Source organism: Bacteroides sp. AM16-13 (assembly GCF_003602705.1).
Classification (GTDB): Bacteria; Bacteroidota; Bacteroidia; order Bacteroidales; family Bacteroidaceae; genus Bacteroides; species Bacteroides xylanisolvens.
Window position 1 is genome coordinate 1 of the sequence record NZ_QTLK01000033.1, and the last position, 21,509, is coordinate 21,509.

18 protein-coding genes and 1 tRNA gene are annotated in these 21,509 nt (G+C 43.2%); 13 read left to right on the forward strand and 6 right to left on the reverse strand.

Features of this window, described 5'->3' with window-relative positions; all coding sequences use genetic code 11:
- Positions 1–777, forward strand: a 777-nt coding sequence (locus DW173_RS20880) for a PD-(D/E)XK nuclease domain-containing protein (RefSeq protein ID WP_199722858.1), incomplete at its 5' end; no start/stop codon positions are given.
- 93 nt (positions 778–870) lie between these two features.
- Here DW173_RS20880 and DW173_RS20885 read toward each other — a convergent pair.
- Positions 871–1,047, reverse strand: coding sequence for a histone H1 (locus DW173_RS20885; protein ID WP_004301965.1), 177 nt, complete (start codon positions 1,045–1,047; stop codon positions 871–873).
- 147 nt (positions 1,048–1,194) lie between these two features.
- On the opposite strand from DW173_RS20885, the gene DW173_RS20890 reads away from it, so the two are divergent.
- From DW173_RS20890 to DW173_RS20910, 4 genes are all read left to right on the forward strand, one after another.
- Complete coding sequence (locus DW173_RS20890; protein ID WP_004314088.1) at positions 1,195–1,842, forward strand: helix-turn-helix domain-containing protein; 648 nt, start codon at positions 1,195–1,197, stop codon at positions 1,840–1,842.
- A 26-nt stretch (positions 1,843–1,868) separates the two neighbouring features.
- On the forward strand, positions 1,869–3,257 hold the full coding sequence (locus DW173_RS20895; RefSeq protein ID WP_120145151.1) for an alanine/glycine:cation symporter family protein: 1,389 nt from the start codon (positions 1,869–1,871) through the stop codon (positions 3,255–3,257).
- Between the two features lie 111 nt (positions 3,258–3,368).
- Positions 3,369–4,001 carry a hypothetical protein gene (locus DW173_RS20900; RefSeq protein ID WP_009041269.1) on the forward strand — a complete coding sequence of 211 codons (633 nt, stop codon included), beginning with the start codon at positions 3,369–3,371 and terminating at the stop codon, positions 3,999–4,001.
- Positions 4,002–4,486: 485 nt separating this feature from the next.
- The gene (locus DW173_RS20910) at positions 4,487–6,628 is read left to right on the forward strand and encodes a KamA family radical SAM protein (RefSeq protein WP_049703249.1); all 2,142 of its coding nucleotides are present in this window, start codon (positions 4,487–4,489) and stop codon (positions 6,626–6,628) included.
- 116 nt (positions 6,629–6,744) lie between these two features.
- Here the strand turns inward: DW173_RS20910 and DW173_RS20915 are convergent, their stop codons facing one another.
- From DW173_RS20915 to DW173_RS20930, 4 genes are all read right to left on the reverse strand, one after another.
- Positions 6,745–8,058 (reverse strand): nucleobase:cation symporter-2 family protein, encoded by a 1,314-nt coding sequence (locus DW173_RS20915; protein WP_008644291.1) that lies wholly within the window; start codon positions 8,056–8,058, stop codon positions 6,745–6,747.
- 154 nt (positions 8,059–8,212) lie between these two features.
- Positions 8,213–8,920 carry a DUF5020 family protein gene (locus DW173_RS20920; RefSeq protein WP_008021077.1) on the reverse strand — a complete coding sequence of 236 codons (708 nt, stop codon included), beginning with the start codon at positions 8,918–8,920 and terminating at the stop codon, positions 8,213–8,215.
- 73 nt (positions 8,921–8,993) lie between these two features.
- The gene (locus DW173_RS20925) at positions 8,994–10,589 is read right to left on the reverse strand and encodes a SusD/RagB family nutrient-binding outer membrane lipoprotein (protein WP_120145152.1); all 1,596 of its coding nucleotides are present in this window, start codon (positions 10,587–10,589) and stop codon (positions 8,994–8,996) included.
- 15 nt (positions 10,590–10,604) lie between these two features.
- A complete protein-coding gene (locus tag DW173_RS20930) occupies positions 10,605–13,736 on the reverse strand; it encodes a SusC/RagA family TonB-linked outer membrane protein (protein ID WP_199722859.1) in 3,132 nt (1,043 codons plus the stop codon).
- A gap of 108 nt (positions 13,737–13,844) precedes the next feature.
- On the opposite strand from DW173_RS20930, the gene DW173_RS20935 reads away from it, so the two are divergent.
- The 3 genes from DW173_RS20935 (at position 13,845) to DW173_RS20945 (ending at position 14,977) form a co-directional block, all read left to right on the forward strand.
- Positions 13,845–14,423, forward strand: a complete 579-nt coding sequence (locus DW173_RS20935) for a uracil-DNA glycosylase family protein (RefSeq protein WP_120145167.1) — start codon at positions 13,845–13,847, stop codon at positions 14,421–14,423.
- Positions 14,424–14,485: 62 nt separating this feature from the next.
- Positions 14,486–14,839 (forward strand): arsenate reductase family protein, encoded by a 354-nt coding sequence (locus tag DW173_RS20940; protein ID WP_008021073.1) that lies wholly within the window; start codon positions 14,486–14,488, stop codon positions 14,837–14,839.
- 65 nt (positions 14,840–14,904) lie between these two features.
- A tRNA-Trp gene (locus tag DW173_RS20945) sits at positions 14,905–14,977 on the forward strand.
- Positions 14,978–15,236: 259 nt separating this feature from the next.
- Here the strand turns inward: DW173_RS20945 and DW173_RS20955 are convergent.
- A complete protein-coding gene (locus DW173_RS20955; protein ID WP_120145153.1) occupies positions 15,237–17,087 on the reverse strand; it encodes a vWA domain-containing protein in 1,851 nt (616 codons plus the stop codon).
- 189 nt (positions 17,088–17,276) lie between these two features.
- Here DW173_RS20955 and DW173_RS20960 point away from each other — a divergent pair, with 189 nt between their 5' ends.
- The 5 genes from DW173_RS20960 to DW173_RS20980 are packed head-to-tail and all read left to right on the forward strand — an operon-like array spanning position 17,277 to position 21,399.
- The gene (locus tag DW173_RS20960) at positions 17,277–17,933 is read left to right on the forward strand and encodes a CDP-alcohol phosphatidyltransferase family protein (protein WP_004325081.1); all 657 of its coding nucleotides are present in this window, start codon (positions 17,277–17,279) and stop codon (positions 17,931–17,933) included.
- Positions 17,930–18,886 carry a phosphatidate cytidylyltransferase gene (locus DW173_RS20965; RefSeq protein ID WP_008021067.1) on the forward strand — a complete coding sequence of 319 codons (957 nt, stop codon included), beginning with the start codon at positions 17,930–17,932 and terminating at the stop codon, positions 18,884–18,886. Before DW173_RS20960 ends, DW173_RS20965 begins: the two co-directional genes overlap by 4 nt.
- A gap of 24 nt (positions 18,887–18,910) precedes the next feature.
- Positions 18,911–19,567 carry a lysophospholipid acyltransferase family protein gene (locus tag DW173_RS20970; RefSeq protein WP_182429335.1) on the forward strand — a complete coding sequence of 219 codons (657 nt, stop codon included), beginning with the start codon at positions 18,911–18,913 and terminating at the stop codon, positions 19,565–19,567.
- Positions 19,568–20,140, forward strand: coding sequence for an RNA polymerase sigma factor (locus tag DW173_RS20975; protein WP_004325078.1), 573 nt, complete (start codon positions 19,568–19,570; stop codon positions 20,138–20,140).
- A complete protein-coding gene (locus DW173_RS20980; RefSeq protein WP_120145154.1) occupies positions 20,137–21,399 on the forward strand; it encodes an energy transducer TonB in 1,263 nt (420 codons plus the stop codon). Before DW173_RS20975 ends, DW173_RS20980 begins: the two co-directional genes overlap by 4 nt.
- Positions 21,400–21,509: the final 110 nt, after the last annotated feature.

A 21,509-nucleotide genomic window follows, 5' to 3' on the forward strand; every position in this document is an offset into this window, starting at 1 on the left:
GTAGAAGAAAACATCCGCGTGGATTACAACAAACTACGAATGTTGATCCGCAAAGACAAAGAATTTGCTCATGATGCCTCGACCATTCAGACGTTGGTGCAACAGGGATATGTCACCGGCGAATTGAAAACCGGGTTTCCTGCCGAAACAGTTGCAGAACCGGATAACTTTACCAGCCTATTATTCTATTTCGGAATGTTGACTATCAGCGGTACTTTAGAAGGAGAAACGAAGTTGACTATTCCCAATCAAGTAGTACGTGAACAATTGTACAGTTACTTATTAGATACCTACAACGAAGCGGACCTCCGCTTTGACAACTGGGAAAAAGGAAAACTGGCATCCGCTATGGCTTATCGTGGCGACTGGAAAGCCTACTTCGACTATATCGCCGAATGTCTGCACCGATATTCTTCCCAGAGAGACAAGCAAAAAGGCGAAGCATACGTACATGGATTTACGTTGGCTATGACAGCACAGAACCGTTTCTATCGTCCCATCTCCGAACAGGAGAATCAGGAAGGATATGCTGATATTTTCATGTTTCCCTTACTGGATATTTATAAAGACATGCTCCATTCCTACATTATCGAACTGAAGTATGCCAAAGGAAAGGATAGTGATGAAAAGGTGGAGCAACTCCGACAAGAGGCTATCACACAAGCCAACCGCTATGCCGCCAGTGAAACGGTGCAAAAAGCAATCGGAACAACGACGCTGCACAAAATTATAGTCGTTTATCAAGGGATGAAAATGGTGGTGTGCGAAGAAGTTTAAAGTTCGTATATATTTTCATGTATTATATTATAATAAAAGAGGCTGTCTAACAAGTTTAGACAGCCTCTTTCGATATCTTAGTAGTCTTCTAAATTATTTCTTAGAAGCTTCCAAAGATGCTTTACGGAATTCTTTCATTGCTTTTTCGATTTCCAAAGAAGCTTTACGAGCGCGAGTTCCTGCTGCTTTGTTACCGTTTTCGATCTGTGCGTTAGCATCTTTTGAGAAGTCAGCATACAGAGCTGCTACCTTTTCTACCAATTCTTTCATAATCCTTTTATTTTTTTCGTTAATAATGTGCCGCAAAAATACACTGTTTCCCGAAATAAAAGCATAAAATCAATATTTTTTTTGAAATAATCTTCGAAAAATATCTAAAAAAGGGGCTTTTCACCATTTTTACCTACCTTTGTAGCCATGAAACTGCTTACAGATACCGATTATATACATGCATTGATTGCTGAAGGGGAGCACCAGCAACAGGACTTTAAATTCGAAATTTCCGACGCACGCAAAATTGCCAAAACACTCTCGGCTTTTGCCAACACGGACGGAGGAAGATTACTTATTGGCGTAAAAGACAATGGAAAAATCGCGGGAGTACGCTCCGAAGAAGAAAAATATATGATTGAAGCCGCCGCACAACTTTATTGCGTGCCGGAAGTGGAATACACATTGCAAACATATATAGTGGAGGGACGGCAAGTGTTGGTAGCGACCATCGAAGAAACTCCGCATAAACCGGTTTACGCCAAAGACGAAACCGGGAAACCTCTAGCCTATCTCCGCATCAAGGATGAAAATATTCTGGCAACACCTATACACCTCCGTGTATGGCAACAGAGCGACAGCCCCCGTGGCGAACTGATCCGTTACACCGAACGTGAACAGCTCCTGCTCGAACAACTGGAGCATGGCACTTTACTCTCACTCAACCGTTACTGTCGCCAAACCGGACTTTCACGACGTGCCGCTGAACATCTGCTCGCCAAATTTGTTCGTTATGATATTGTGGAACCCGTATTCGAAAATCATAAATTCTACTTCCGAATAAAAAACGAATAACCACAAACAATACTTAATACTTAACTATGACCTTTATCAACGAGATTAACGACATACTCTGGACCTATATTCTGATTATCATGTTATTGGGATGTGCTATCTGGTTCAGCATACGGACACGCTTCGTACAATTCCGCATGATTCGCGAAATGATCGTACTGTTAAGCGAATCTGCGGGCAAAGGGAAGCAGGGAGAGAAACATGTATCTTCTTTTCAGGCATTCGCTATCTCTATCGCCAGCCGTGTGGGTACAGGAAATCTTGCGGGAGTGGCTACCGCCATCGCTATCGGCGGTCCCGGAGCTATTTTCTGGATGTGGGTCATCGCACTGTTAGGGGCTTCGAGTGCTTTCATCGAGTCTACCTTAGGGCAATTATACAAAATACGCGGAAAGGATTCATTCATCGGAGGTCCTGCTTATTATATGAAGAAGGGATTGAAACAACCGTGGATGGGAATGCTTTTTGCCATATTAATAAGCATCACTTTCGGTTTTGCTTTCAATTCTGTACAGAGCAATACCATCTGTGCTGCTGCGGAGCATGCTTTCGGGTTCAATCATATTCTATTGGGAGGGGTACTGACATTGCTGACGTTGGTTATCATCTTCGGAGGTATTCAACGCATTGCCCGTGTCAGCAGCATTATCGTGCCGGTTATGGCATTGGGATATGTGGGGCTGGCGCTGGTGATTGTTATACTCAATATCACTCATTTACCGGGCGTCATCGCGCTGATTGTCAGTCATGCTTTTGGTTGGGAACAGGCACTGGCAGGAGGAGTCGGCATGGCATTGATGCAAGGTATCAAGAGAGGGCTCTTCAGCAATGAGGCCGGTATGGGATCGGCTCCGAATGCGGCTGCCACGGCTCATGTCAGTCATCCCGCGAAACAAGGATTGATACAGACTTTGGCAGTATTTACGGATACATTATTGATTTGTACTTGTACGGCTTTTATCATTCTGTTTAGTGGTGCTCCGCTGGATGGATCGACCAATGGGGTGCAGTTGACTCAACAGGCATTGACGAACGAGATCGGTTCTTCGGGCAGCGTCTTCGTTGCTGTGGCTCTTTTCTTTTTCGCTTTCAGCAGTATTCTGGGAAATTATTATTACGGGGAGGCCAATATCCGCTTTATCACTCACCGGAAGTGGGTGCTTCATGGTTACAGGATATTAGTGGGCGGTATGGTGCTCTTCGGTTCACTTGCCACATTGGATATGGTATGGAGCCTGGCAGATGTCACTATGGCGTTAATGGCTATCTGCAATCTGATCGCTATCCTCTTCCTTGGAAAATATGCGATCCGCCTGTTAAATGATTACCGGGCGCAAAAGAAAGCCGGCATCCAAAGTCCTGTTTTTAAGAAAGAGTCTATGCCGGACATCGAAAAGGACTTGGAATGTTGGTGAAAACCAACTGTTTTTGTACCTTTGCACGGAAATTGACAGATGGTAGTTATATTATATACCTTCCACGCACTCAAATAGTAAATTGTAAATTGTAAAATTGTAAATATAACAATGGGCTTATTTGGTTTATTCAAGAAAAAATCCGATGAAACGAAAGTCGGCAATGTAGAAGATTTCATTTCACTGACCCGGGTGTATTTCCAGTCAGTGATCGCCACAAACCTAGGTATCACCAATATCCGATTCTTGCCGGACGTAGCTAACTTCAAACGTTTGTTTAAAGTGCCTACTCAAAACGGTAAACTGGGATTGGCCGAAAAGTCTGCGTCACGCAAAATGCTGATGCAGGATTATGGACTGAATGAGAATTTCTTCAAGGAAATCGACGCTTCCGTGAAACGTAACTGCCGCACTCAAAATGATATTCAATCTTATTTGTTCATGTATCAGGGATTTTCTAATGATCTGATGATGTTGATGGGAAATCTGATGCAGTGGAAGTTCCGTATGCCGTCGATCTTTAAAAAGGCTCTGTATGGCATGACGCAGAAGACGGTGCATGATGTTTGCACCAAGACGGTATGGAAAGCGGATGATGTGCATAAGACGGCTGCGGCTATCCGCCAATACAAAGAGCGTCTGGGATACTCGGAGCAGTGGATGACGGATTATGTGTATAATATCGTTCTACTTGCCAAGAAGGAACCGAAACGGAAGGATGACGACACGGAAACGAAAAAATAAGTCGCGTTAAATGTTAGAAAAGCGTAAAGATTAATATGATAGAGAAAGCGGGGGTTTTGTACTTCCGCTTTTTTTGTTATCTTTATGTACTTTTTTCTTTTGTCTTGATACAAAAGAAAAAGTACCAAAAAGAAAAAATCAAGGCTGCGTCTGCCCGGCTACTCCGGTCTCATCCCCGGCTAAAGGGCAGAAACTCGCTTCGCTCAAACAGTCTGCCCTTCTTAACGCCGGGAATGAAACCTCCGCTTGACGCCGTGCAGACGAGGCCGGGAGGCCATGCGGCGTGGAATGCTATGCAGTGTAGAGTGCTATGCGGTGTGATTGTGTATTATGTTGCGCTTTGATGATTATGTTGGTAGGTTATGGATGGAGAATACTTAGGGGATGAGATGCTGTTCGGGATTTGAGACATATAGTTCGGGGAGAAGGGAGGTCGTTCAAACTTAAAATGCTTATTATATAATTTAAAAATTGATAGATTGCTTATGAAACAAAAGAAAATGCTTACACTTACTTTTTCACAGTTGAAACAAATCTATGGTCAGGAGATTCCGGAGATAGTGGAGATAGCGGATAAGAGCTCTACTGTTGAGGATTTCAAGGCTGGAATACTGCGGTTGTTGGAGACTTGCAGGATAGAAAACGAAGCTGCGGAGGAGGCGAGGGAGCAAATTCGACTCTTACTTGATTATGATGGGCAAAATGTTCATGAACTGTCTACGGGACAGGATATGTCAGTACAGACTATTCGGCTGCTTTATGAGTTTCTGACGGGGACGTTGGAGAATATGGAGATGCCGACGGATTTGTTTATTGAAATTTTTCAGATGTTTAAACGGTTGAAGGGAGAAGTTATGCCTTTGCCGTCACCGCAGCGTATCAAAAGTCGGAATGACCGGTGGGAAACCGGACTGGATGAAGAGGTACGGGAGATACGGGATGAGAATAAGGAGCGGATGTTGCACTTGCTGATTCAGAAGATTGAGAACAGGAAGTCGAAGCCTTCGGTTCGTTTCCACTTTGAGGAGGGAATGAGTTATGAGGAGAAATACAGGTTGGTAAGTGAGTGGTGGAATGATTTCCGCTTTCACTTGGCGATGGCTGTGAAGAGTCCGGGAGAACTGAATCGGTTCCTGGGGAATTCTCTTTCTTCGGAGACGATGTATTTGCTTTATCGGGCACGGAAGAAGGGGATGCCGTTTTTTGCGACTCCTTATTATTTATCGTTACTCAATATTACAGGATATGGGTATAATGATGAGGCTATCCGGAGTTATATTCTGTATTCGCCACGATTGGTGGAGACGTATGGAAATATTCGTGCGTGGGAAAAGGAGGATATTGTGGAGGTTGGTAAACCTAATGCTGCGGGATGGCTTCTGCCGGACGGACATAATATTCATCGCCGGTATCCGGAGGTGGCTATTCTCATTCCTGACACGATGGGAAGGGCCTGCGGGGGACTTTGTGCTTCTTGCCAGCGGATGTATGATTTCCAAAGCGAACGGTTGAATTTCGAGTTTGAGTCTTTACGCCCGAAGGAGTCATGGGATCGTAAGTTGCGCCGGTTGATGACTTATTTTGAAGAGGATACACAGCTGCGGGATATTCTGATTACAGGGGGCGATGCGCTGATGAGTCAGAATAAGACGCTTCAGAATATTTTGGATGCGGTGTATCGGATGGCGGTACGCAAGCAGAAGGCAAATCTCGAACGACCGGAAGGAGAGAAATATGCGGAATTGCAACGGGTACGGCTGGGGTCACGGTTGTTGGCTTATTTGCCGATGCGTATCAATGACGGATTGGTGGATATTCTGCGGGAATTCAAAGAAAAGGCTTCGGCTATCGGGGTGAAACAGTTTATTATCCAGACTCATTTTCAAACACCGCTGGAGGTCACGCCTGAAGCTAAAGAGGCGATTCGGAAGATTCTTTCTGCCGGATGGATTATCACGAATCAGTTGGTATATACAGTGGCTGCTTCGCGTCGGGGACATACGACACGGCTTCGCCAGGTGCTCAATTCATTGGGCGTGGTATGTTATTATACTTTCTCGGTGAAGGGATTCAATGAGAATTATGCAGTATTTGCTCCCAACAGCCGTTCGATGCAGGAACAACAGGAGGAAAAGATTTATGGTCGGATGACACTGGAACAGGCGGAGGAATTATACAAAATATTAGAGACGAAAGTCGGAACGGAAGAGGAGACGAAAGAAGATGTTGCCAAGCAATTAAGACATTTCATGAGAAAACATCATTTGCCTTTCCTTGCTACGGATCGCAGTGTATTGAATTTGCCGGCTATCGGTAAGAGTATGACCTTCCAATTGGTGGGACTGACGGAAGAAGGAAAACGGATTCTACGCTTCGAACATGACGGCACTCGTCATCATAGCCCGATTATCGACCAGATGGGACAGATTTATATTGTAGAAAATAAATCACTGGCCGCTTATCTGCGCCAATTAGCCAAGATGGGAGAAGATCCGGAAGATTATGCTTCTATCTGGAATTATACGAAAGGAGAAACCGAACCTCGCTTCAGTCTTTACGAGTATCCTGATTTCCCCTTCCGCACTACTGATAAAATGAGTAATTTAGAAATAAGTAATAAGTACTAAGTATTAAGTAATAAGTATTACCGAAGCTGCTGGATAATACCTGCTATTTGATACTTGTCGATTAATACTTAAACTTGTTGATTGATACTTGTCGGTTAATACTTAATACTTATTCATCATTCTTTTACACGTATTACTATATTTGCAATAATTGCAGTTAGGCCTCCGGTGGTGATCCCTGAAGAGAAGATACTTCGAATTGCTTCCGGGGCTTGTTGTAATACGTCCGGCATTAATTCTACTCCTAGGCCTAAGGAAAGGCTGACTGCTAATACCAGAGTTTCTTTACGGCCTATTTCTTGTGAGGAGATAATACGGATTCCTGCCGCTGCTACTGTACCGAACATTAGTAAGGTTGCACCACCCAATACAGGATCGGGCATTAAGGAGAATACGGCACCTACAATGGGAAATAATCCCAAAAGAACGAGCATTGCTGCGATATAATAACCGACATAGCGGCTGGCTACTCCGGTCAGTTGGATAATACCGTTATTCTGTGCAAAGATGGAGTTGGGGAAAGAGTTGAATATACCAGCGAGGAAGGAATTGAATCCATCTGCCATTACTCCACCGGAAACTCGTTTCAAATAGGAATCTCCTTCAATGGGAAGTCCGGAAATCATAGAGTTGGCAGTCACGTCACCTGTTGCTTCGATGGCAGTTATCAGGTAGACCAGACCAATGGCTATGAAAGAAGACACATTGAAATCAACACCATATTTAAAAGGTTGGGGAATATTAAAGCTCATCAGCATTTCTACATTCAATGCACTCATATCCACTTTTCCCAAAACAAATGCCAAACCATAACCCAGACAAAGTCCGAGTACAATGGAACTCATGCGCAGGTATTTGTTCCCACAACGGTTGAAAAATAAGACGCTAAGAAGTACCAGTGCTGCAATAGACAGGTTTTTCCAGGTAGCAAACGTACCGTTATCCATAGCTGCATATCCACCTCCGCAAGATACGATACCTACTTTTATCAGGCTCAATCCGATAAGCAGTACGACAATACCGGAAACCAGCGGAGTGATGATATTACGCAAATATTTGAATGTGCGGCTGACAATCATTTCGATAGGTGCGGCAGCCATACAGGAACCGAAAATCAACGGCAATCCGCCTACCATTCCTGTGGCGATGATAGGACCGATAAAAGAAAAACTGGTTCCCTGGATGCAGAGCAGCTTTGCTCCTATCGGACCGAAACGACGGCATTGTATAAAGGTAGATACTCCCGAAGCAAAAAGGGACATGGAAACTAGAAAGCTTGTCTTTTCTACATCCAGTTTCAAGGCACTCGCTATGATAAGCGGCGGTGTGATAATTGCCACGAAAATAGCCAAGAGATGTTGTAAAGCCGCAAACAGGGCGTCTTTAAAAGGGGGACGGTCTTCTACGCCGTAGATTAAATCAGTTTTCATTTAATAGGTTGTTCTATATATTTTGTAAGTTCCACAAAGGGATAAACGGAGATTCCTCTGAAGTTCGGATTCTTTTAGCCTGACTTCTTTTTACTCTATTTCTTTTAACTCGCTTTTTAATCCGTTTTTTGGTTCGATTTTTGGTTCGATTTTTTTAGTTCAGCGTCCATTTCAGAGCAAGCGTCGGGATCACATAAAAGCCATCGCGACCACCGAAGTTATTGCTCAATTCGACTTCGGAGCCAACGCTTAGATTGAAGTTTTTATTTACTCCCTTGATTTGATTCAGGTTTACCCAAAATTGTGGTTCGGAGAGGAAGATAGTCTTTCCGTAGTTCGTTTCTTCACGCCACCAGTCGGCAAAGCCGGAGAAAGTGAGCAGGTTACGGCAGAAGTTTACGTACCATGTACCTGTCAACTGGAAGTTGTTGGGTGATGAGTGTTTCTGAATATACTTATACATGGCGGTCAGTGTGAAGCCTTTGGAAAAAGAAGCATTATTAAAGGTATACGTGGCTCCTGCCAGATAAGCATTTTTATAAGACATACCTTTGGATAATCCACCGTTATATTCAAGATGCGCAGAGAAAGGACCTTTCCAGAATTTCACTTCACGGGCTATTTCCCAATAAGCAGCAGCGACACCTTCGGAGGTATAATCCATATCGACAAAGAAATAAGTACTTCCCCAAGTATCAGGATGAAACTTCTCTACTGTGGAAGTTAACAGCGGACGACCTTGCAAATCTTTATCATACAAAGAACGTCCAAAATCATAATGTAACTGGATGTTTTGCGCCTGCAATCCCGGTACGGCAGAGAGCAACATACAAAGGAAAAGAGCAGAGATAATCTGTTTCATAAGTAAATGTGTTTAAATGAAGATGCAAAAATAGTTAAAGCTACACATATAAACACACTACTTTTATCTTTTTTTATTCCAGGTTATTATTTCCCGTGTCCCACCAAAGCCTTGTACCTCCATGATCGTTTCCTCCTAAAGCTTCCACAAGCGCGGAATATTGTTCCGGGTCTTCCGTCTGCAAGGTACCGGGGAAGTTTAGACGACGCACCATAATCTCCGTGTCGATGCAACCGTTTCTGCTATGGTTGAATCGCACGGGAAATAAACGGGGATACCCTGTTCGTCTTTGTTCTGCCCAAGCTTCGCAACCTTCCGGGAACATAGCAATCCACTTCTGCGTAATAATCTTCTCCAGTTTCGTTTCCTTATCATCCAGGCGATTCCATTTGGGAGAGACTTTACAACGGGCCTCTATATTATTTTCTTCATCATACGTGTCTATAAAGTCAGAGGCTTTCCGTTCGCTTTGCAGATAATCTTCTACGCCATAGATTCCCCATTGATGGAAAGAAGTAGTTACACCGTTCTGATAACAGGTTTCTTCATCTTCATCCGTCCACCCGCGCAATGCAGCTTCAGCACGCAGAAACCAAACTTCCGAAGCAGTCATCAGAGGCGCATCGGTACTTTGCTTGACAAACAGCTTCGACAATCCGGAATAATGACTATGAGCAAAACATGTCCCCTGACGAATTCCACGATATTGTCCTTTCAGGGTTTCATCCGTACAGTGTTCGAAATAAATTCCAAGACGGGGATCATTATATCCCACCAAGATTGATTCCATATTCGCACTCATGTAAGTTTCATTCCACACACGGTTAAGTTCTCCCAATGGATTGGTATATCCGGATTTGGTAGAAACAACAGCTCCGCCTGTTTCCGCTTCAAAGAAGCCGTAATCGTTTTCTTTTATTTTCTGTATTTCAGCACGTGCCTTATCGGGGGCAACAGAGGCAATACGCATAGCTAGACGCAAACGCAACGAATTGGCAAACTTTACCCAGGAAGGGTATTTACCATCCAACAAAATATCAAAACGTGCAAATCCATTGAATTCCGGTTTCTCCTCTATATAACCGGTGAGGGCAACCACGGCAGAATCGAGTTCATTGAAAAACTCATAATAAACATCTTTTTGTTTATCAGGACGGTAGTGCTTTTCCGCATTCGCAAAATTCTTATAAATGATGGGACCATAATAATCCGTCACACGATGCATGGCTTCTACCTTTAATATTTTCGTGATCCCGAACAAAGCAGGATGTGTATTCCGGGTAGCATTCTCCGATTGGTATATCTGCGGGAAAATATAAGAATACATATGCGTCCACATGGCGCTGTTCCAACCATCCTGCATATTATAGTCGGAATTATGCGAACCTCCGTTCAAGGGTTTGCCGTCATGCATATATCCACCGAACATATCTGCGTTCAGATTCTGTATCAGTTGGAAAGGCCAGTTCTTCCCTTTTCCGAAATCATAATTAAAATAAATACCCTGCTGAATAATGCCCAAACGGATTCCATAACCATTGTCGTCAATAATCAGGTCATCATCCGTGATTCCGGACAAGTCGGTATTGTAATCACGGAAATTACCGGTACATGCTACAGAAAAGAGCAGTAAGCCCAGCAAGTATAGATATACATATTTTCTCTTCATTTCTCTCTCCTACCTTTAAAATTCACATTTCAGAGTAAAGCCCAAACTACGGGTTGTAGGCATTCCGAATACTTCAATCCCTTGGTTATCATTCCCGGTGGAAAGTACCAAATCCGGATCAAAAGGAGCTTTCTTATATAAGAAACATAGATTGCGGGCCACAAACGAAAGCTGTACATCTTTCAGAACCTTCGTTTTCTGTATCCACTTCTTTGAGAAATTATAGCTCAACGATACTTCGCGCAACCGTAAATTAGTGGCATCATACATATAATACTCTGTCACTCCGGCACGCCCGCCCACTACATTTTTATAGAATCCTTTCACATCATCGATCTGCTGACCTTCAAGCATCACATATCCTCTGTCGCGTGCATCAGCCGTAATTTCCGATACGCCATAGAGATCCATTTCCGCTTGTGTCTGCGAAAGGACTTTTCCTCCGTAACGCCAGTCAAGCAGGAAATAAAGGCTGAATCCTTTGTAAGAGAATGTGTGATCCCATCCCATCATAAAGACAGGGTTGGCATTTCCTACTTTCACCGTATTTCCGTCACCTTCCACCAATGGAAGTCCTTTGTAATCTCCTTCTGTTTCATAAACAATGTTTCCTGCGGCATCACGTACAAAGGCTTTACCGTAGATATCACCGATAGAACCACCTTTCACCAGTTTCATTGCATAACTGGAAGAAAAGCTCGTAGGCCCGTAGACTAATTCTTTCAATTCGTCGTGCAGCTTCACGATCTTATTCTTGTTAGCAGAAAAATTGATGGAAGTTTTCCAGGTGAAATCAGAAGTTAGTATTGGAGTTCCGTTCAGTGTCACTTCCCATCCTTGGTTTTGGATATTTCCGGCATTCACATACCGGTAAGCATACTTATCACCTGCAAGAGCAGGAAGTTTGAAGAACTGATTATAAGTGTTGGTACGATAATAGGTCAGATTGATTCCTAACCGATGTTGGAAGAATCTCCATTCCGTTCCGAATTCCATGGCATGAGTCATTTCCGGCTCCATATCTTTGAAAGGAGCGGCATCATTTGCCTGTATCTCGCCACCGGCACTGATATGCGAAGCGGAATTAGTGACAAATACAGGAATATCGTTCCCCACTTTACTATAGGCACCACGCAGTTTCGCAAAAGAAATCCATTCGGGCAGCTTCACCCATTTATCAAGCAATATGGAAAGACCAACGGAAGGATAAGCAAATCCCGCTTTCTCATGTTCAGTATAAGCCAAGGTTGATGCCCAGTCATTACGAGCTGTCAAATCAAGAAATAATTTTTCCTTGTAGCCAATCTGTGCTGTACCGAAAATAGATTGAAGCTGACGATGCTCATCTATTTTCTGGTCAATACTGGCAGAACTGTTCATGATGATATTGGCAATATTAAATACATTAGCAAACTTCAGAGAAGCATTCTTAGAATCATAACGGGTCGAGTTTCTGATTCGGTCATTTATACTACCGCCAATAGCCGCATCCAGTGTAAAATCTCCCCAGGTTTTCTTAAACATCGCCATGACATCACCATACATCTGCGTTTCCTGATAATCCATTTCAATATATCGACCGTTCGCTCCACACAGGGCAGTAGCGGTAGATGCATAGAATTTCTGACGCAACTTATCAGCCCAGTAGTCCATGTTGCCACGAGCTTGAATAGTCAACCAATCATTTATCTTAAAGTTTGCCGAAAGGGAAAGGATAATGCGCGTACGCGTTTCTTTACTTTGTATACGGTTCACTATCCAATATGGATTCTGTTCGAAGTCTTCGGTAAATGTATGCCAGTTTTGCACATTCAAATTCCGTTCTTCGTCATAGGTTTCAAAATGGTCTTTATAATAAGACAGATTCTCACCACGAGGAAAACGATAAAGCCCTACCAACGGATTCATATAAAAGCCTCCCGATACCGGCTTATTCTCAACAGTCTGTTTCATTACATTCACATTACCATCCAGTTTCAGACGTTTGTTGAACATGGTAGCTGTTTCGCGTAGGTTTATATTATGTTTCTTCAGCTTGTTTTTATCCATAATCCCCTTTCCGGTGGTGTTGGCATAGGAGAAATAAGTTTGTAGAGTTTCATTTCCATAGCTGACGGACACAGAAGTCATTGAGGTCAATCCGGTACGGAAAAAATCATTCAGGTTATCATGAGCCGTCAGATTCTCTTTCTCACCCCAGCTGTCTACCACATCACTGACACCGTAACGATTTTGCATTTTAGGCAGGCTGAATGCTTTCTCGAAAGTTAGTCCCGTAGAGAAATTAATATTCCTTTGCCCGACAGAATTTCCTTTTTTAGTAGTGATAAGAATGACCCCGTTAGCAGCCATGCTACCATATAAAGCTGCTGCTGGAGCACCTTTCAAGATACTGATGCTTTCCACATCTTCCGGGTTCAGGTTAGAAATCCCATCTCCTCCATCACGGTTGCCGGCATTCGCCGTACCTCCAATTGCCGAATAAGCCTGCTCGGAAGAGGTATTCGACATCGGCACTCCGTCTATCACATACAGCGGTTGATTATCACCGGACACCGAACGGATTCCCCGGAGACTGACTTTGGCAGAACCGCCCATGCCGGAAGAGTTTTTATTGATTTGTACACCGGCCGCTTTTCCTGCCAGGGCAGTAATCATATTTATTTCTTTTATACGATTTAGTTCCTCACCTTTGATTTTCTGCGCAGAATAAGCCAGTGTAGCTTCATCCTTTTCAATTCCCAAGGCTGTTACGATGACATGATCAAGCATCACCGCGTCTTCCTGAAGGCGTATTTCAGGCATAGTCCGACCTGTCACATTGACTTCTAAAGTCTTGTAACCTACAAAAGAAACCTGCAAGACAGCACTATCCGGAACAGATAAAAAGAATCGTCCATCAATATCGGTCACAGTACCATTGGCTCCCCCTTTTTCTCGTATTGTAGCACCGATTAGTGGTTCACCATAGACATCAATAACACGCCCTCTCACGGTATAATTGTCAGAAGGAGTTTCTATCGTCCCTCTTAACAGTTGTTGCTCCGAAGCATAACAATTCCCACCCTCCAGGAAAAATAAGCTCATTAAGAAACAACTTACTAAAATTTCTTTTTTCAATGATATAATAAGATACTGTTTGTTCATCACACCGCAAAAATAACTAAATATTTTAAATCTAGCATTTTTTCTCATTGATTTTGAGGGAAATAAACATTATCACTATTTTTGTACGAAATTAAAATGAACGATAACATGGAAATCGAAACACATCCGCTAGAACCATTTCTCCCAGCGAAATCAAAATTGCTTATGCTGGGCAGTTTCCCGCCACAGAAAAAAAGATGGTCGATGGATTTTTATTATCCAAACCTAAACAATGACATGTGGCGTATATATGGAATCTTATTCTTTAATGATAAGAATCACTTTCTGAATTCAACACTAAAATCGTTTTATCGTGAGCAAATCATAGATTTTTTGAACGAAAAGGGAATTGCCCTGTTTGATACCGCTTCATCCATCCGCCGGTTGCAGGATAACGCATCGGATAAGTTTCTCGAAGTAGTGGAGGCTACCGATGTAGCAGCATTGCTGCGACAACTTCCCGAATGCAAAGCCATCGTCACTACCGGGCAAAAAGCAACGGACACTCTCCGACAGCAATTCGAAATAGAAGAGCCAAAAGTAGGCGATTACTCCGAGTTCGTTTTTGAAGGACGCGCCATGCGGCTTTACCGGATGCCTTCATCATCAAGAGCATATCCACTGGCATTGGATAAGAAAGCAGCCGCTTACCGGATTATGTTTCAGGATTTGCAGATATTGAGGTGAGGTTTAAGTATTAAGTATCAAGTATTAGATATTACATAGTAAGAATTAAATTATAAATGAATATGGCAACATTATTTTTGCAGTACCCGGCATGCAGCACATGCCAGAAAGCCAAGAAATGGTTAACAGAAAATAACATTGAGTTTACAAACCGATTAATTGTAGAAGAAAATCCTACGGCTGAAGAATTAAAAGCATGGATTCCACGTAGCGGTTTACCGGTGAAGAAATTCTTCAACACGAGTGGATTAGTATATAAAGAGCTGAAACTAAGCGAGAAGCTGCCTGCTATGAGTGAGGAAGAACAGATAGCACTCTTGGCAACGAACGGTAAATTGGTGAAACGCCCATTGGTAGTGACAGACAGCTTCGTTCTGGTCGGTTTTAAGCCCGATGAGTGGGAAAAATTAAAATAATTCAAAACTTATTTACCCGAATGTTTGGAGATTCAGAAGTTTCTACTACCTTTGCAGCCGCAAACACGGGAGTAGCTCAGTTGGTAGAGCACCGGTCTCCAAAACCGGGTGTCGGGAGTTCGAGCCTCTCCTCCCGTGCAGAGTTAAATAGCTGTAAACGATAAGTTTATGGCTATTTTTCGTTTTAGGTCAGACCAATTTCGGACGAAATTAATTATAGTGACGGTATCCGGCAAAGATAGTGACGGTATACAACAGTGATAGCGTCACTATCCCGAGCATATACCGTCACTATTATTTTCTAGGATTATCTATCTGGAATTGTACGTTTATTCATATCAGTGAATATTACGCATAATAATATAATGTACATTTCCAGTGACTCCTGTTTGCTTTCCTAGTTCTTATTTGTTCTTTCCAATCCTTTAGCAGCCTCAACCAAACGAATGAATTCTCTTCTATATCCTTTATCATCGTTATTCAGTCCCTGTTTAGCCAGATCAATCACTTTGTCGTAACTGGCATTTCCTTTAAAGTCAGACTCCCGAAGTAACTGTCCGAACATAGCCACTGCAGAAGCAAAGCGGAAATCGGAAGAAACATTATTTCCTTTATTATCTACGAAAGGAAGTTCCATTTTCTTGCTGACATCTTTATCCGGAGCTTTATAACGCAGTTTCACAGTCAGGAGTTCATTAGAGCCTGTCGGCTTCACGGACACTTTCTCTTTCTTCTGATATTTCAAGTCGTCTATTTTACCTACATATTCATTCTTTACTCCTGTAGGAATCACTTCGTAAAAGGCTGTCACTGTATGTCCCGCACCCATATCTCCGGCATCTTTAGCATCATTATTAAAGTCCTCATCTTTCAACAGACGACTTTCGTAACCAACCAGACGATAGGCCTGCACTTGGGAAGGATTAAATTCGACTTGCAGTTTGACGTCTTTCGCCACTGTATGCAGTGTAGCACCAAATTCGCCTACCAAAACACGGTTGGCTTCCTGCAAGTTATCTATATAAGCATGATTGCCATTTCCCTTTTCAGCCAACACCTGAATCTTCTTATCTTTATAATTACCCATACCATAACCCAGTACGGTAAGGAATACTCCACTCTTGCGTTCTTTTTCAATCAATTGTTCCAATCCTTCAGCGGAAGAAACGCCCACATTAAAATCACCATCGGAACAAAGTATGATACGGTTATTGCCGTTAGAGATCAGATTCTTCTTGGCTATTTTATACGCTAACATGATACCTGCACCACCTGCCGTAGAGCCACCCGCCGTTAATTCATCTATCGCTTCGCGAATCTTCTGTTTGTCGCTACCCGGAGTTGCTTCCAGTTTCACACCGGCACTACCTGAATAAGTCACAATCGCTACTTTATCTTTATCACGTAAGTTATTCACCAATAATTTGAGAGATGACTTCACCAAATCCAACCGGTTGGCTCCCCACATAGAACCGGAGACATCAATCAGGAATACCAGATTAGATGCAGGCAGATTATCCGTCGGGATTTCTTTTGCTTTCAGGCCGATACGTACAAGACGATGATTAGTATTCCAGGGACAGGCTCCGGATTCCATCGTAATTTTCACAGGATCACTTCCTGTCGGCTTCGGATAATCATAAGAAAAGTAGTTCACTAATTCTTCTGTACGGATAGCATCAACCGGAGGCAGTTCACCTTTATTGATAAAACGACGCATATTACTATAAGAAGCGGCGTCTACATCAATAGAGAAAGTAGAAAGCGGAGCATCCGACACACTCTTGAAGCCGTTCTCCTGAAACTCTCCGTATTCTTCCGCATTTGCAGCATCATACATGATTCCCGGAGTCGGACATACTGCCCTGTAAGCAGTAGACATTACTTTTGCAGCTCTTGTCTCATGGCCGTATCCTACCACCACACATTCTTCCAATACCAGTTCGTCGGCTTTCATCTTCACATCCAGCGTGGTCGATTTTACTACCCGTCTCTCCTGCTTATACCCGACATACTGGAACAACAACGTTTCCCCTTTCTTAGCCTGTATCGTGTACCGGCCATTCATATTCGTTACCGTACCTTTCGTAGTACCCTTTATCTGTACCGAACAGCCAACAAGCGGAGTTCCATCCTTTGCATCCGTCACAGTACCCGACACGGTAATAGCTTGCGCGTTCACCATACCTAAAGAAACAACTGCCATCAGCAGTACGAGCATCATTGCTCTGAATTGATTTGTTTTCATAACTTCATTATTTAAAATGTTACTAATAGTTCGCTTTTACTATAGAGATGCAGATTTCACACTGATTCCATAAATGACTTGAACTTTTTTTATCCGGCAGAAAAAAAGAGTCCTTTCAAAATTCTCCCTTATTCCTTTGCCACTCATCAGATGATGTGTATATTTGCGAATCATAAACATATCACAAATATGAAAAACGAAGTCGACGGAAGGCGGGAAATAGCCTCGCGAAACACGGCCTGGGCTAATAACATTGCCCGCAAACTAACTCGTTGGGGTGTCACTCCCAATCAAATTTCCATGATGAGTGTATTCTTCGCTATGGTAGGTTGCCTCCTGCTGATTGGCACAGTCATTTATCCCGGCTTCAATAAATATGTAGCCTATATTCTGTTTATCGTTTGTATGCAGTCGCGGTTGCTCTGCAACCTGTTCGATGGGATGGTCGCCATTGAAGGAGGAAAGAAAAGTGCCAACGGAGATCTTTATAACGATATGCCCGACCGTTTTGCCGATGCGTTATTCATCATTCCCGTCGGGTATGTAGCAGGTGGATTCGGAGTCGAATTGGGGTGGCTGGGCGCTCTTCTTGCTGTTATGACAGCTTATTTCCGCTGGATAGGAGCCTATAAAACACATCAGCATTTCTTTAATGGTCCGATGGCCAAACAACACCGCATGGCATTACTGACGCTAACCTTTGTAGTCGCCACCTGCACCATCCATTCAGGATACGACCGAATGGTATGCTTCATCGCTCTAATCATTATCAACATCGGTCTTATCGCGACACTGATACATCGCCTGTACCTCATGTCACACACAACAAACACTGAAATAAAATGAAAAATCTACTGGATAAAATATTCCCTACATTAAGCGATGAGTTGATTATTGTCATCTCGCTTATCATCGGATTGCTTGTTACGGCAAGCCTTATTCTTTTCCTTGTAAAAAAGATATCTCCGAAAACAAATATCAGCGAACTCGCCGCACGCACGCGCTCATGGTGGATCATGGCGGGTATGTTTATCGGTGCTGTATTTATCAGCTATAACATTTCTTATTTCTTCCTTGCCTTTCTCTCTTTCATTGCTTTCAGAGAACTTTATTCTGTATTGGGATTCAGAGAGGCAGATCGCGGAGCACTGTTTTGGGGTATACTGTCTATCCCCATTCAATATTATCTGGCTTACCTTGCCTGGTATGGAGCATTCATCATCTTCATTCCGGTAGTCATGTTCCTCGTATTGCCTTTACGGCTCGTTTTAAAGGGAGATACACACGGAATCACCAAGTCGATGGCGCTGTTGCAATGGATTCTGATGCTTTCGGTATTCGGTATCAGCCACCTCGCTTATCTCCTGTCACTTCCCGAACTACCGGGATTCAGCTCTGGAGGACGGGGCCTGCTGTTGTTCCTTGTATTCCTTACGGAAATCAATGACATCATGCAATTTATCTGGGGCAAACTTCTCGGACGGCATAAGATTCTTCCGAAAGTAAGTCCGAACAAGACATGGGAAGGTTTCCTGGGCGGTGTCATCAGTACCACTGCGATTGGTTACTTTCTCGGTTTCCTGACTCCCCTCTCCGCTCCTAACGTTATTCTGGTTAGCGCCCTCCTTGCGATTGCCGGCTTCTCGGGAGACGTGGTCATCTCCGCTATCAAGAGAGATAAAGGAATTAAAGATATGGGGAACAGTATTCCCGGTCATGGAGGAGTATTCGACCGGATAGATTCGCTGTCCTACACTGCTCCTGTATTTTTTCATTTAGTTTATTACATTGCATATTAAACGGAGAGAATGGAAAAAAGATTCATGCAAGCTGCTGCGATGCAGATTATATATAAAGGTGTTTTCCAATGGTTCCTGAAATTAATCGTAGGGGTTCAGTTCACCGATTGCCGCTTCCTTAAAAAGGAAAAGCAATTCATTATCCTTGCCAACCATAACAGCCACCTGGACACCCTAAGCCTGTTGGCTTCCCTGCCCGGCGATCTTTTGTGGAAAGTCAAACCCGTAGCAGCAGAAGACTATTTCGGGAAAACCCGCTTTCAGGCTTCCATCAGCAACTTTTTCATCAATACGCTTCTTATCAGAAGAAAAGGGGAAAAAAATTCGGAGCACGATCCGATCCGTAAGATGCTTGAAGCCATCGATGCCGGGTATTCACTGATTCTCTTTCCGGAAGGAACCAGAGGGAAACCGGAGCAGATGGGAAAAATAAAATCCGGCATTGCCCGTATCCTGTCGCTACGACCTGAAGTGAAATATATTCCTGTATTCATGACCGGTATGGGACGCTCTTTACCCAAAGGAAAGATGATCCTGTTGCCATACAAAGCATCTATCTATTATGGTATGCCCGCTTTGGTAAAGAGCACGGATACACATGAAATATTGGAGCAGATAACAGGTGATTTTGAAAGAATGAGAGAAAAATATCAAGTCGTTATCGACGAAGAAGAGGAATAGATGTTGTTTTTCAAAAGAAACATATCGAAACTATCGGACGAGGAATTACTGATACACTATACGAAGTCCGGCGATACGGAATATTTCGGTGAATTATATAACCGATATATCCCGTTACTGTACGGGCTTTGCCTGAAATACCTGCATGATGAAGACCGGGCACAGGAAGCAGTCATGCAGTTGTTTGAAGATTTATTGCCTAAACTGGGAAATTATGAGATAAAAGTTTTCAAGCCATGGCTCTACCGGGTGGCGAAGAATCATTGCCTGCAACTTTTACGGAAGGAAAATAAAGAAATTCCGTTAGATTATACGGTTAATATTATGGAATCTGACGAATTTCTGCATCTATTAAGTGAAGAGGAAAGTTCGGAGGAACAACTGAAGGCATTACATCACTGTCTCGAAAAGTTGCCCGAAGAACAACGGACCAGTATTACGCGTTTCTTCCTCGAAGAGATGTCGTATGCCGACATTGTGGAACAGACCGGATTTACTCTGAACAATGTGAAAAGCTATATCCAGAACGGAAAGCGAAATTTAAAAATTTGTATCAAGAAACAAGCCCTATGAAACTATTGGACTACATACGAGGACTCCGCAAAGGAAAAGAGGCACACCGACTGGAACGAGAGTCGATGCAGGATCCTTTCCTGGCCGATGCTATGGATGGTTACAGCCAGGTGGAGGGAAATCACGAACAACGGATCGAGAAACTGCGGATGCAGGTAGCTCATTCGGCAAAGAAAAAGAACACCCGTGCTATCACTTGGAGCATCGCTGCCTGTCTGGCTATCGGATTCGGTGTCAGCAGTTATTTCCTGTTCCTGAAAAAGAGTATGACGGACGAAGTGTTCATTGCCAAAGAGAGTGTTTCCTCCAAGTTGGCTGAACCCGCAATTCCGCCCACTCCGGCTATTCCTGCAACTCCAACAGTTCCGGCAACTCCACAAAAGGAAATCGCATTGGCTACCGCAAAGGTAAAAACAGATTCCACTCCTGCTTCCGAAGATTCCACTCCTGTTTCCGAAATTACTGCGAGACAAGCGGATAAGAAAGATATGATTGCCAAAATCCAAGCGACTTCCCAACCACAACAAGGTGTGCCGGTGATGGAGGAAGTGTCGGAAGAGACTGCCGCATTGCAAGAAGTAGTAGCAACGATGGATACTTTCGAATCTGAATCTGATAAGAAAATGAAGTTGGCTAAGGTAGCGACTATCCTTCCTCAAAAGAACATGATTAAAGGGAGGGTGACCGACGAAAAAGGAGAACCGCTTATCGGAGCCAGTGTGACATATAAAGGAACGAATATCGGAACCATCACAAATATGAATGGAGAATTTTCGTTAGTCAAAAAGGATGATAAGAAACGATTGACAGCGGAGTATATCGGATATGATCCGGTAGAAATCCGGGTAGATACCAGCCGGACGATGCTCATTGCCATGAACGAAAACAAACAGGCACTCAATGAAGTGGTGGTAGTGGGATACGGCGCTAAGAAAAATAAGAAGTCAACAACTGCCGGAAATGTTGTGACGGTTAAGGAACAGGCAAAGAAAGAGATTACTCCGCAACCTGTCATCGGAAAACGTAGCTATCAGAAATACCTGAAAGAGAATCTCGTTCGTCCAACAGATGATAACTGTAAAGATATTAAGGGGGAGGTAGTCCTTTCTTTCTTTGTTGATGAAGAAGGAAAGCCACAAAATATCACTGTTATTCATGGATTATGTGAATTCGCTGATAAAGAAGCCATCCGGCTTGTCAAAGAAGGGCCTAAGTGGACAAGTGGAAAACTCCCGGCAAGAGTAACAGTACGATTCTGAACTTAATAAATACCAATAAGAAGGCACATTTGTGCCAACACAGTGGCACAGACATGCAAACAAGGTGGCATTGTTGTGCCAACCTATTGGCATAGTAATAACAACACAAA